The sequence below is a fragment of the Leeuwenhoekiella polynyae genome (genome assembly GCF_004104075.1).
Classification (GTDB): Bacteria; Bacteroidota; Bacteroidia; order Flavobacteriales; family Flavobacteriaceae; genus Leeuwenhoekiella; species Leeuwenhoekiella polynyae.
This window is the reverse complement of record NZ_QOVK01000006.1, coordinates 1-13,919: the sequence shown is the minus strand read 5'-3', so window position 1 is coordinate 13,919 and position 13,919 is coordinate 1. Positions and strand designations below refer to the sequence as shown.

Below are 13,919 nucleotides of genomic sequence, written 5' to 3'. Positions count from 1 at the left end.
ATGAAACAAAAAATAGCTCTTGTTACCGGTGGAAATGCCGGTCTAGGTTTTGCAATCGCAAAAAAACTTTGTGACGAAAACATCATAACCTATATCATATGTAGAAATCCTGAAAAAACTGAAAAAGCCCTCGAAGAATTAGGACCTAATGCCCGTTCTTATATTCTCGATCTTAGTGAACTTGACAAAATTCCTCAAGCGATAGCACATATTACAGAAGAAGCTGGTGGTATTGATATACTGGTGAATAATGCAGGAATCAATATGAAAAAGGATTTTCTGGAAGTTGAAGATGATGAATTTCAGCGTATTATTCATACAAATCTTATCAGCGTTTTTGCAGTGAGCCGCGAGGTTACTAAAGTCATGAAGATACAAAACTCAGGTAGCATCATCAACATCAGCTCGATGGCTGCTCAATATGGGATTCCCAAAGTGGTAGCTTATACGGCCAGCAAATCGGCTATTGAAGGAATGACGCGTTCTATGGCGGTTGACTTGGCTCAGTATGGCATACGTGTAAACTGTGTAGCTCCCGGTTTTATCAAAACCAATATGTCTAGTAAAGCCCTGGATAGTGACCCCGAACGCAAAAATAAAGTGTTAGGCAGAACGCCTATGGCTAAGCTGGGAGAGCCTTCAGACATTGGCGATACGGTTTTTTACTACGCTTCCGACTTATCAAAATTTACAACCGGCACCGTACTTTGTGTTGACGGTGGAAACTCAATAGGATTTTAAATGAAAACTTCAATTATCAAAACAATGCGCTGGTATGGAGAGCGTGATGTATTAAGCTTAGAAGATTTGCGTCAGGCCGGTATTTCCGGAATTGTAACGGCGCTACACCACATCCCTGTTGGGGATATCTGGACCCCAGAAGAAATAGAAAAGACCAGAACTAAAATTGAAGACGCCGGAATGATCTGGGAAGTGGTTGAAAGCCTTCCGGTACATGAAAATATTAAAAAGCGCACCGGAAACTTTGAGGAGCTTATCGAAAAGTATAAGGTAAGTCTTAAAAACCTGGCCGATCAGGGGATTTACACCATCACCTATAATTTTATGCCCATCTTGGATTGGGTGCGTACTGATCACCGCTTTAAAAACGAAGCAGGAGCCGAAATTCTAAAATACGACCCCGTAAAATTCCGTGCTTTTGACTTATTTATTCTGAAAAGACCCGGAGCAGAAGCAGATTATAACAAATACCAAATTAACGAGGCTAAACAGAAATTTGAAAGCTTTTCTGAAGAAGATATCAAAGTTTTAAAGAATAGCGTGATGCTGGGACTTCCGGGAAGTACTGAAGATTTTACTACAGAAGATTTGCTGACACAACTGGAGGAATACAAAGACATCGATGAAGATAAACTTCGGGAACATTTAGTGTTGTTTTTAGAAGCCGTTACGCCTACTGCTGAAGCTGTAGGCTCAAAACTGGCGATTCATCCGGATGATCCGCCATTTTCAGTATTGGGACTTCCACGTATTGTAAGTAAAGCAACCGATCTGGACTTTATCTTTTCAAATATTGAATCTACCGCTTGCGGACTCTGCTACTGCACAGGATCATTGGGTGCAAATCCTGCAAACCAACTCGTTGATATTTTTGAAAAATACAAAGAACGTGTTCATTTTTTACACTTGAGGAATGTTCGAAAATTTGAAGACGGCACCTTCTTTGAATCCGATCATCTGGATGGCGATGTGCCTATGAAGCAAGTGCTGCAACATATTATGAATTACGCAGCATCAACCGGTAAAAAAATACCCATGCGACCTGACCACGGTTACCTGCACACATTAGAAAAAGACAAACCCTATTACGTAGGCTATTCGTTCATTGGCAGGCTTAAAGGCCTCGCAGAACTTACCGGTCTTGAATTGGGTTTACAGCCTTCTTAGAGTTCTATAAAAACACAAAAAACGTACGTATGTTCATTCAATCTATATCAATAAAATCGTCCTTATTTTTCTTCGCAATCGTTTTAATTTTTAGCAGTACAGATTTAGTTGCTCAGAATATTTCGGTTTCTCAAAATACAGAAGCGGGTGCATTTAAGCTTATTGGTGGTACTACTGCCGCGCAGTTAGTAATTGATGCCGAAGATTACGAGGGCGTTCATATTGCGGTTGAAAATTTACAAAAGGATATAGAACGTGTAAGTTCTATAAAGCCAGAGCTTGCAGAAACTTTTAAGGGAAGTGGCGGGGTAATCATTGGGACTTTGGGTAAAAGCAAGTATCTGGATGAACTGATCGTTTCCGGAAAGCTCAATCCCGATTCCATCAAAAATAAATGGGAAGCCTTTACAATTCAGCAGATTGATGGAAATCTGGTAATAGCCGGTAGCGATAAACGCGGTACCATTTATGGCGTTTATACACTTTCAGAAAAAATAGGAGTTTCCCCATGGTATTGGTGGGCAGACGTTCCTGTAAAAAAATCAAAAGAGCTTTACATTACGTCAAAATCATTTACTGATATGGGACCTAAAGTGCAGTATCGAGGTATTTTCATCAACGACGAAGCTCCGGCACTTTCAGGATGGGTTGGAGAAAATTTTGGCTCGTTTAACCACGAGTTCTATGAGCATGTTTTTGAACTGATTTTAAGATTGAAGGGGAACTACCTTTGGCCTGCGATGTGGGGACGTGCTTTTTATGATGACGATCCACAAAACCCGATTGAAGCTGAAAAATATGGTGTGGTGATTGGAACTTCGCATCACGAACCTTTAATGCGGGCACACGCAGAATGGGATAAGTATGGAGTAGGAGACTGGAATTATACTACGAATGCCGAAACCTTACGCGATTTTTGGAAAAAAGGAATTGAGCGAATGGATACTAACGAAAGTATTGTTACTGTAGGCATGCGCGGGGATGGTGACGAACCCATGACCGAAGGTACTGCAATTGAATTGCTCGAGGGTATTGTAAAGGATCAACGGGATATTATTGAAGCGGTTACGCAAAAACCTGCTAATGAAACGCCACAACTCTGGGCTTTGTATAAAGAGGTTCAGGATTATTACGATCAGGGAATGCGTGTTCCAGACGATGTAACACTACTCCTTGCTGATGACAACTGGGGAAATATTAGAAAATTACCCAATCCCGAAGAAGGGGAACGCGCAGGGGGATACGGTATTTACTACCATTTTGATTATGTGGGCGGTCCGCGTAATTACAAATGGCTCAACACCAATCAGATTTCAAGAGTGTATGAGCAAATGTCTCTGGCATATGCTTACAACGCCCGTAAAATATGGATTGTAAATGTGGGCGATATTAAGCCGATGGAATACCCAACGAGTTTCTTTCTCGACTACGCCTGGAATCCGGAAAAATTTGACTTAAAAGATCTTGCAAACTATCCCAAAAAATGGGCAGCAGCGCAATTTGGAGATACTTATGCTTCTGAAATAGCAGAATTATTGCAGACCTATTCAACTCTGGCAAGCCGTCGTAAACCCGAATTATTGAGCCCGGAAACGTTCAGTCTAACGTACTCTAATGAGGCTGGGACTATTCTAGAGGAATATAAGAATTTAGAGGAGAAAGCGCTTGCAATCAAAGATAAATTGGATGTTGTATATCAATCTGCTTATTATCAGTTGGTCTTGTTTCCTATTGAAGCAATGGCAAATCTTAACCGACTTTACATCGCTACAGCAAAAAACAAATTGTATGCGAAACAAGGCCGAAATACAACCAACCAATATTCAGATCTAGTTCAGGAATTATTTGAAAACGACAAAGCATTAACCGAAGCCTATCATAGCCTTAATGATTCAAAATGGAATCATTTTATGGATCAAACTCATATTGGATACACCTACTGGCAAGAACCCCGTAAAAACACAAAACCAGAAACCAACACAATTGAAATACCACAAACTGGTAAGTTAGGTATTGTTACATCAGGAACAACAGCTTTTTATCCTAAAGTGAATACGCTTGAAATTCTTCCTTTCGATCAATCACATACCGTTCAGCAGATTACCCTTTTTAATACGGGGGTTGACGACCTTGATTTTAAACTGAACAAATTGCCTAAGTGGCTTACGGCAAACCTCAAGAAAGGATCTTTTTCTGAAGAACAGGTTATTGAATTAAAACTTAATCTAAAGAAGCTTCCTCAAGAGCCTGTTACCACTTCGTTTTCAATTAAATCTGTTGATCAGGAAGCTGAAATACGGGTATCTTATGCACCGTATTCTGAAAATGCTACAGGCTTTTTGGCATACAACGGAATGCTCACTATACCCGCAGACGGATTTGTTAAAAATACAGGTTGGGAAGTAATATCCGATCTTGGTAGACAAGATATAGCGCTTAGACCCGAGAAACGCTTTTCAAAAGAAATAACCAATGCTAATACCCAACTAAAATATGAGTTTTATACTGAGCAGGAATTAAAAGGTACACTTACCTTCTACCTCTCTCCTACTTTAGATTTTAAAAATCAAGGAGGCTTAGCATTTAAGTATCAAATTGATGAAGGTGCTGTGCAGGTATTAAATATGCATCAGGACACCTCTGACAATTGGGGAGCAAGTGTTAGCAACAACGCGACTCGTGTAAAAACAGCAGTCAATCTATTACCAGGAAATCATACACTTAAAATCTTTGGCAAAGACCCGGGTGTAGTTGTACAACAACTTGTTTTTAAATCACCTAACAACCTGCAGGATACCTATCTTGTACCTCTTACCAAAAAGATCGCAACAGATTAGAGGATCTATTCTTATTCGTTTGAATTCATTTAAATCAGTATTTAAAGCATTTTGTATCACATATTTTTCTTTACTAAAAACTTAGTATTGAATCAAAAGTATTAGTTATCCCAATACCTTCTGGCCCATGCAATCCAGGTACTCCAGTTGGGACCGGTTGAATGCCCGCCTCCGTGTTGTCTGAATGCTAGTTCTCCCTCGGTAAGGGCAGTTCCCATAAAAGGAAAATCATTCGTTGCATAGCCTTTAAATCCGTACAGCTTATAAACCGGACTAGCATTTAAACCTCCCAGAAACATACCTTTAGCATCAACCCAATTTCCTTCTATAGCTGAAGATCCTGCACTTATAAACACCGGGCGCGGCGCACAGAGTGCGATGACCGAGTGCGCGTCAAACGGAAGATCGTCTACCGTTTTAAGACTCGCATATTTGATAAAATTTCCACTAAACCAATGATACTCTGCGGTTGAGGCTAAATTCTCAACAGATTCCCCAAAATTTCTGCGCAAAATGGAAGCACCGCCAGCACCTGAAGAACCAATAAAACCTAAGGAAATACGCGGATCAAAAGCCATCGCTACTAAAGCAGCCTTTCCGTAACGGGAAGTGCCTTCTACCGCAACACGCTCCTGATCTACATCAGCTCTTTCCGAAAAATAATCAACCAGCTTGCTTGCACCCCAACCCCAGGCTCTTAATACTCCCCAATCATCGGGTGACCGTGATTCACCTTTATTTACCAAACCTATTATACCCGATTTCAAACCAGCTCCGTGATCAGCCTGAATGCTATTTACGTCTAAAATGGCATAGCCCCAGCCTTGCATAGTAAGTTGTTGTTTAAAACGCGGCACATAAGGTGAAATAAAGTAACTGGAAGGCTCGTTGATCTTACCGAAGGGAGAATTCAAAAATCCCAGTTCAATTACTACAGGAATGGCACTCCTTTTTTCCAATTTGGGTAATCCTAAAAGCACCTGAATTTCAACTTCTACTTCAGGATAGACAGCATTATCAACTATACCTTTTAAACGTTCTTCCTGAATGAGCACGCCACCTATCACCGTATCTCTAGTAGATTCGACAATCCAAGAAATCTCCGGTATGTTATCCGGAATGCGGCCATACATTTCAGTTTCGATGCTTTCAATAAGTTCTGGTCTTCGTAGGCGCTCCCACTGTTTTGATGTGGAAATCTTTTCTCCATTTTTGGCGATTAACAAATCTGGTAGAATATATTCCCTTACGGCAGACTCATCGGTATTTGCAGCATTTGAATCATTGGGGTTTCCTGACGGTCCCGGTCTGTTTTCAGTAGCGATTTCCAGCTGTTCTTTCATGTGTTTAAAATCAAGATACGTGTAGGTATTGATGCTATCGCGTATCTGAGCCGTATTTTGACAAAACAGTACCAGAGGCAAAAAAATGAATGTAAGTAATACAAAAACATTAGATATTTTGAAGTACATACGAATTCGGTTTAAAGGATTGGATTAGTAGCGAGAAACCTGTCTGAAACCAAAAAAAGAGGCATAAGCCTCTTTTAAATGATTATTTTGGGACTAAGAACCCTGCAGGGTATTGATGCTGCCGTCAGGATTGTAGTCAAATTCAATCACCTTCATGCTTCTTAACCAGGTCTTACCTCCTGAAGGAACACTGTCGTGATAGAACAGGTACCATTTGTCGTTAAATTTGATAATTGAATGATGTGTCGTCCAGCCTACAACCGGTGTTAAGATTACTCCGCGATAGGTGAACGGTCCATACGGATTATCTCCTGTTGCATAACACAACTTATGCGTGTTTCCGGTGCTGTACGAAAAGTAATAAGTCCCTTTGTATTTGTGCACCCAGGAAGCTTCAAAAAATCTTCGGTCATGATCTCCAGCTGTTAAAGGCTTTCCCTCATCATCTAAGATAACAATGGGTTTAGACGCTTCGGCGAATTCCAGCATATCATCACTCATTTTTGCAATTCTTGCGGGTAAAGCTGGCTCGTTATCTGCCGGTTCTGCACCACACTCAATAGCTTTACCCTCTCTGTAGCGCTGCAACTGACCGCCCCACAAGCCTCCAAAGTACATATAATGCGCACCGTCATCGTCTTTAAATAAACATGGGTCAATAGAGAAACTCCCTTTCATAGGCGCTTGTAATGGCTTAAATGGACCTTCAGGCTTATCTCCTATGGCAACACCTATTCTAAAAATATCTGTCTGGTCTTTTAGTGGAAAATACAGGTAATACTTACCGTCCTTAAAGGCGATATCACAGTCCCAAAGCTGTCTGCCTGCCCACGGAATATCTTTTACACTCAGTACTTTGCCGTGATCAGTTACCTCACCGTCTATTGCATCCATTGAGAACACATGGTAATCACGCATATCAAAATGATCTCCGTTATCATTCTCGGGGATTCCAGATTCTACGTCGTGAGAAGGATAAATATAAATTTTACCATTGAATACATGAGCAGAAGGATCTGCCATATACGCGTGATCTACTAGGTATCTGGGTTCTTTCATTGTCTAATTTTTATAACTATTATTATTTTAATGATTCTTCTCGTTGGGCTTGCACTAGCGTTTTAGCTCTTAAAGCGTATCCAGTCTATGCTTGCCTCACCTGCTTTTAACACCACTTTTAAATTGTAAACAGCAGGCTCTATTTGAGGTAGGGCTGCTTCATATTCAAGCCATCCCGTGTTTCCCGGGATTTCAATCTCCGCAAGTATGGTATTTTTGGTCGTATCTACGATCTGCAGTTGCGATTTTTCGGTAGCATTCACCCGCATCGCCAGACTAGCATACGTCTTGTCAAAATCTACAGCATTATATTGTACCCAATCGTTTTGGTTTAAAGCAATATTCCAACCTTCAAAGGTGTTTTGCGAATTATTAAAATGCAACACTGCATTGGCACTTTTAGCACTATACCGATCAATCTGAAGCTTTCCTGAAGCCTTATTAATTCCTATTCCACGCAATGTGGGTATTACTTTTTTAATCGTTCCGTCTGCATTAAAAGAGAGACTGTCTGCGCGTATAGAACGGTTTTTATCAAAATCTGGTGACAGGTCATTATGATGGTAAAACAAATACCACTGATCTTTATAGTCTAAAATAGAATGATGGTTGGTCCAGCAACCTGTAGGACTTTCGTCCATAATAACCCCAGTAACCTTAAAAGGTCCCATTGGGCTGTCACCCATCGCATACTCTAGACGTTCTGTTTTGTTTTCTACGTGTGGATAGGTCAAGTAATAGATGCCGTTGCGCTCAAAAACAAACGGCCCCTCTTTATGCCCTTCCTGGGGAAGATTGGCTATAATCTGAGGCTCTGAAGCGAGCTCAAGCATGTTCGGCTTTAGCTTAGCGACCCAAATATCGCGTCCCGACCAGTATAGATACGCCTGACCATCGCTATCAATAAACACATTGGGATCTATCCCATTCACATTAGCAATAGGCTTTTCCTGCGGAGTAAACGGACCTTCGGGATTGTCACCTACTGCAACACCTATGGTAAAGCCTTCAGTATCCTTTGGTTTTGTAGGGAAGTAGAAATAGTATTTACCGTCTTTCTCGACACAATCGGGAGCCCACATGCTATATCCTTCGTCATCAGCCCAGAACACATCTTTTTGATTGAGTATTTCCCCGTGATCTTTCCACTCTGTGAGATTTTCTGAAGAAAAAACATGGTAATCTTCCATACAAAACCACCCCGGACGACCTTTTTCTTCGGTACACATAATGTCGTGAGAAGGGTATACATATATTTTATCATTAAATACACGAGCAGTAGGATCTGCTGTGTATTGATCGCGTACTAACGGGTTTTGCGCCCAAATGAATTGAACACCAAGCATAAACGTGGCGATCAATATAAAGCTATATTGCTTTCTCTGGAATAATCTGGGAAGTATACCGTATGTTTTTTTCATCATCTAATTGGTTTTAGCAGACAGTGTATCTGTTATTCTGAAATAATCAAAATCGACAGAACCACCTGTATTCTCAGTAGCATAATTAAACAAACCGAAGCGATAGCCCATAAAATGCGGGAGGGTATACTGCATCTGCAATACTTCGCCTAGAGACTCCCAGGTTTCTCCATTTAGGCTGTAGTAGAAATACGCATTATCTGTTCGGTTTTTAAAATCACATTCAATTTTAAAATACACGGTATCCTGATTGAGTTCAATTTTTGAAAGTAAGCCCCCATCTTCGTCGTTTTTACTCATAAAGATTGATTTTTGATCTCCTTCACAGGTTACTCCGATCAGTCCGTATTTTTTCTGAAGGATCGCTAATCCGGCAAAATCACCAGGCTTCATATTGGTCACATCCATTTTAATAGAGCCTGAAGATTCAGGACCTATGCTGCGTTGGGTAAGCGTATTTTTTGCCTGTAGAAACAGGGTATCAATTCTTCCGGTTTTTAGGCGTAAATAGCCGGGACGTTCTGAAACCGACCACAACGAATTATCAGGGTTGTGGTTAAACTGCCAAACCAAAGGAAGCGCAGGATCTCCCACTTGCCGATCAAAATCGTCTGAGTTTACAATGCCCGGAATCAAACTTCCATTTTCTGGTAAGTCGAGGGTTTCCGGAACTTTACCGTCAACACCCAGAACCGGCCAGTCATTTACCCATTTTACAGGAACTAAATAAGGGATTCTCCCCACTGCCCCACTATCCTGAAAAAGATACGAAAACCATTCACCAGCCGGTGTATCTATCAATCCGCCCTGTGCGACGCCTTTATCCTGAAGTGCAATTCTGCCTTCATAAGGACCCTTTATTTGATCTGCCCGATGAATGATCACTGTACGCATCCCATTACGAGGCCAGGCGATGTTGAATAAGTAATACTTATCATTGTGTTTAAAGAGTTGCGATCCTTCAGCGGGTAAAATGATTGAGGCACCTATAGGCTCAGTAGCATTTTTAATTAAAACCTGCCGCGTATTTTCTTTCACTCCGCTAAAGTCATCCTTAAGCTCAACGATACTGAGCTCTCCCGCTCCCCAAATCATATAAATCTTTCCGTCTTCAAAAAAGAGCGTGTGATCATGATAAGAAGGGGCAAACTCGTGTTTTTCCCAGGGGCCGTTCTCAATATCTCCGGTTGTATAAATATGCGTTTTCCCAGACGTTGCTGAAAAAGTTGATAAGTAATAGGTACCCTTATGAAACCTTAATGAACTTGCCCACGAACCTCGCCCGTAGGTTTGTTGTCCGTTTTCAAGATTCATTGCATCATTTTCCACGAGTCTGTCATAGGCATAGCCTACAAGTTCCCAGTTCGTGAGATCTTTTGATTTCATTATGGGTACTCCGGGGCTCATATGCATCGTAGTACTACTCATATAGTAGGTGCTGTCAACCCGTATGATAGCCATATCGGGTACATCTGCATGGATCAACGGGTTTGACGCCGTATTTTGTGCAGCTGCCTGAAGCACAAACATAGTTAAACCTAAAAGCGAACTTTTAAAACAACATGTATTCTTGATTATTCCCAAAATAGAATTTATTTTTTTACGATTGCAATGATTGAGTCTACAACACTTTTTGGTTTGTTATCCCGGTCAAAAAGCAACGGATAGTCGGTACGTCCCCCTATCGGCCAGTTGTTTCTCCATGAATTGCCATCGTTAACGCCCCATAGGGTTACTTTATCAATCTTATCTTCATGTTTTAGAAACAATTTGAAAAAATCGAAGCACCTGTTATTGAAAGCCGTACTTACAGAGTCCGGTAATTTTTCCGGATACGGATTCATATCTTCTTTGTATTCAAAATTTGCAGAAACCTCGGCACCCTGATTATCCCATGGAGAAGGAAGCACGGTAATGTCAAATTCAGTTACTGAAACTTTAAGGCCTAAATCTGAAAACGCAACAATAGTTTTTTCAAACTCTTCAAGCTCCGGATAATCCATCCCTACATGGCCTTGCATCCCTACCCCATGGATGGGTACTCCCTGCTCCTGTAGGTTTTTTACCATACGCACAATACCTTCTCTTTTTTCAGGTAAAGAGGTTGAATAATCGTTGTAGTATAATTCTGCATCAGGATCTGCTTCGTGAGCAAACTCAAAAGCCATTTTTATAAAATCTTCTCCAAGAAGATCGTAAAACTTACTTTTTCTCAGTGTCCCATCATCCAGAACAGCCTCATTTACGACATCCCATGTTTTTATTTTTCCTTTGTAACGAGATACAACCGTATTGATGTGATTTTTCATTCTGGAAATCAATTCTTCACGAGTAATTTCCTGATCGAGACTGTCTTTAAAAAACCATTTAGGAGTTTGAGAATGCCAAATGAGTGTATGCCCGTGAATGACCATATTATTTTCTTCGCCAAAAGCTACAAACTTGTCTGCAGCAGAGAAATCATACTCCCCCTGATTAGGAACCAGACGTTCACTTTTCATACAGTTCTCAGCAACAATAGAATTGAAATTTTCTCGTACGACCTCCATTTCTTCAGGGTTGTAACCGTTAATCTGTCTTATGTTTAAAGCAGTACCTATAAGAAACTTATCTGCCAGAGCTTCTTTTAATTTTAACGGTTTTTCATCTAACTGCGCAGTATCTGAAAATTTATTAGGCTTGCAGCTTACCAGCAATACTGCCAGTAGAATAAGTGACGATAAATTGTTCATTTAAGTAGTTTAAGTTTATAATCTTTTAGGTGAAGGCTCGCGTCTGTTTGATAATTCTTCTTGTATCTCAAGTTCTTTAGCCTTGTTAATTTTATAGAAAATCAGGCAAGCAACACTTACGAAGAAGAAAAGTGCCGGATAAATACTTACCGAGAGTTTAATACCTGAAATGGTTAACGCATCCTGAAGTACTGCCTGCTCATCATACCCATACCAGGCTAATAATCCTGCAACTAAAGCACCACCAATACTCAAGCCTGCTTTAAGACCAAAGATCATTGCTGAAAAAATAATCGCTGTAGCCCTGCGGAAATTAATAAGCTCTGAGTAATCTGCAACATCGGCAATCATCGCCCACAACAAAGGGGTAGATATACCGTAAAACAGACCGTGAACCAATTGTGTTATAAATATTAATGCAATAGCATCATTGTCATAAAAGTAAAAGAGAACGAGACACACCGCGGATAAAAACAGGCTAAGTCCAAATATATCCCGCTTACCAAATTTGTCTGCAAGGGGTTTTGAAAACCCGATTCCTACCATCATCATAATAATACCTCCGGCATTAAACAGGCTAAACCCGGAAGTAGCAGGATCGTCAGGCCAGGTAAAGCCTACGAAACCCATATTTATAAGCCATTCATTTAGATTTAATATAAACCCGTTAAAGCCTATATTTTCTAAGAATGTGCTAAGACTTGCATTATCTACAAAATCATTAAAGTAATACACATACATCCCACCCTTTAAGGAAAGTGTGACAAAAACAAAAATGGTAATCAGTAAAACGGCACGCCAGGGCTTATTTCTCACAAGATCCTTAATGTCTTGCTTAACGGAAGAAACTCCTTCTGCCTGCGGTAACACGCGTTCCCGGGTAGTTAAAAAGGTAATGATAAAAAAGACAACCCCCACAATCGCAAACAACCATATGGTTTGTTTAAAACCCTCTACCTTATCTCCTTCCCCAAGAATTAGAACGAGTGGTAATAAAAGCACCTGTACGACAAATTGAGCAACCATCACTGCTACAAATCGATACGAAGAAATACTGTTACGCTCAGACATATTTCCGGTCATAACGCCACTAAGTGAGGCATAAGGCAGGTTATTAGCCGAATAAATGATCACCAATAAAATATAGGTAATCAAGGCATAGGTCACTTTACCGGTCAAATCAAAATCTGGCGTGCTGAAAGCAAGGATTGCTACAATACCAAAAGGAATGGAAGTAAATAAAATCCAGGGACGAAATTTTCCCCATCGCGTCTTAGTACGATCGGCAATAACACCCATTACCGGGTTAAAAAAGGCACCTATCATCCCTCCTGTAAAAATGATAAAAGACGCTTTACCCGGTGGTATTTTGTAAACATCTGTATAAAAGAAAGCCAGAAAGGTCATTAAGGTCTGAAAAATAAGATTAGCCGCCAGATCGCCTAAACTATATCCTATTTTCTCTATTACAGAAATATTATCTTGGGTTGATTTCATATTATTTCATCTACTTTAACTAGTTAAACACATTCATTTATAAATATCATTTACCCATATAATTTCAGTACTCATAATTACGATGATAATACTATAACAGGCTATTCAACTATTAATAAAAATTGAAATCTAATATTGATTTATCTTTTAATAACTAAATGTAATACAAGGATATACAAAAACATATAAGTATTATAGTTTTTTTGACTATTAGCTATTTTTTCAAAAAAAATTTCCCTTATTTCTTCTTAATCAGTTTATCTAAACTGTGCCCTTTTTACTAACACATCCTAAATATTCAAGAACAATCTACGTATTGTAGAACTAAAACTTACTACGTATCGCAATCGATTAAGTAGTCATTTATATGCTGTAAAGAATATCAATATATTATAGGAAAGCCTCGCAAGGAGGCTCCCCAAAAATGTTGCCAGTAAAAACACACTTCAAATAATACTAACAAACAATTCAATTTCTTTTACTCAATAATCGAGATTTAAATGCTTCGAGACTTGTCTCGTTCTAAAAATGTTTTGTTCAGTTTAATGCTTTGCGGGCTTGCCTTTGTCGGCAGACAGGCTTGCCCCGAAGTAGTTTACTTTTAAAATGCGTTAGCTATAATTTGCTCATAAAGTTCCTGTTGTCCACTAATCGCTTTAGGTTCTCCGATTTTTCTTCCCAGCTCACTGAGTTGTTCTAAGCTCAATTCTCCTTTTTCAAACTGAGAGCCCGTACCAGAATCAAAAGACGCATATCTATTCTTACGTAGGGCTTTATATTTTGTGTTAGTAAGAATATGGTCTGCTGCGATAAGTCCTCTTGCAAAGGTATCCATACCCGCAATGTGGGCGATGAATTTATCTTCCAGATCAATAGAGTTTCTGCGTACTTTGGCATCGAAGTTAATACCACCACCCTGAATACCACCACTTTCTAAAATAACAAGCATCGCTTGTGTAACTTCAAAAACATCTATGGGGAACTGGTCTGTAT

The 13,919-nt window shown here is 39.9% G+C and carries 9 protein-coding genes and 1 pseudogene; 3 read left to right on the top strand and 7 right to left on the bottom strand.

The genetic code is table 11. The features are described from left to right. Genes DSM02_RS08820 through DSM02_RS08810 form a run of 3 tightly spaced genes read left to right on the top strand, consistent with a single transcriptional unit; the run spans position 1 to position 4,745 of the window. Positions 1–741 (top strand): SDR family NAD(P)-dependent oxidoreductase, encoded by a 741-nt coding sequence (locus DSM02_RS08820; protein ID WP_128765277.1) that lies wholly within the window; start codon positions 1–3, stop codon positions 739–741. Then, the gene (gene uxuA, locus DSM02_RS08815) at positions 742–1,908 is read left to right on the top strand and encodes a mannonate dehydratase (protein WP_128765276.1); all 1,167 of its coding nucleotides are present in this window, start codon (positions 742–744) and stop codon (positions 1,906–1,908) included. Between the two features lie 29 nt (positions 1,909–1,937). Beyond that, a complete protein-coding gene (locus DSM02_RS08810) occupies positions 1,938–4,745 on the top strand; it encodes a glycosyl hydrolase 115 family protein (RefSeq protein WP_240674013.1) in 2,808 nt (935 codons plus the stop codon). A 101-nt stretch (positions 4,746–4,846) separates the two neighbouring features. Here the strand turns inward: DSM02_RS08810 and DSM02_RS08805 are convergent, their stop codons facing one another. The 7 genes and pseudogenes from DSM02_RS08805 to DSM02_RS08775 all read right to left on the bottom strand — a co-directional run. Continuing rightward, positions 4,847–6,217, bottom strand: coding sequence for a glucuronyl esterase domain-containing protein (locus DSM02_RS08805; RefSeq protein ID WP_128765275.1), 1,371 nt, complete (start codon positions 6,215–6,217; stop codon positions 4,847–4,849). Positions 6,218–6,310: 93 nt separating this feature from the next. After that, positions 6,311–7,276 carry a glycoside hydrolase family 43 protein gene (locus tag DSM02_RS08800; RefSeq protein WP_128765274.1) on the bottom strand — a complete coding sequence of 322 codons (966 nt, stop codon included), beginning with the start codon at positions 7,274–7,276 and terminating at the stop codon, positions 6,311–6,313. 62 nt (positions 7,277–7,338) lie between these two features. Beyond that, a complete protein-coding gene (locus DSM02_RS08795) occupies positions 7,339–8,700 on the bottom strand; it encodes a family 43 glycosylhydrolase (protein WP_240674012.1) in 1,362 nt (453 codons plus the stop codon). Continuing rightward, positions 8,701–10,281: a glycoside hydrolase family 43 protein gene (locus tag DSM02_RS08790; protein WP_240674011.1), complete on the bottom strand. Its 1,581-nt coding sequence runs from the start codon at positions 10,279–10,281 to the stop codon at positions 8,701–8,703. An 8-nt stretch (positions 10,282–10,289) separates the two neighbouring features. Next, entirely contained in the window at positions 10,290–11,429 is a 1,140-nt protein-coding gene (locus tag DSM02_RS08785; RefSeq protein WP_128765273.1) for an endo-1,4-beta-xylanase, read from the bottom strand. 15 nt (positions 11,430–11,444) lie between these two features. Next, positions 11,445–12,926, bottom strand: a complete 1,482-nt coding sequence (locus DSM02_RS08780; RefSeq protein ID WP_128765272.1) for an MFS transporter — start codon at positions 12,924–12,926, stop codon at positions 11,445–11,447. A gap of 601 nt (positions 12,927–13,527) precedes the next feature. Continuing rightward, positions 13,528–13,919 (bottom strand): annotated as a pseudogene (locus DSM02_RS08775) (xylose isomerase); the annotation flags it as partial.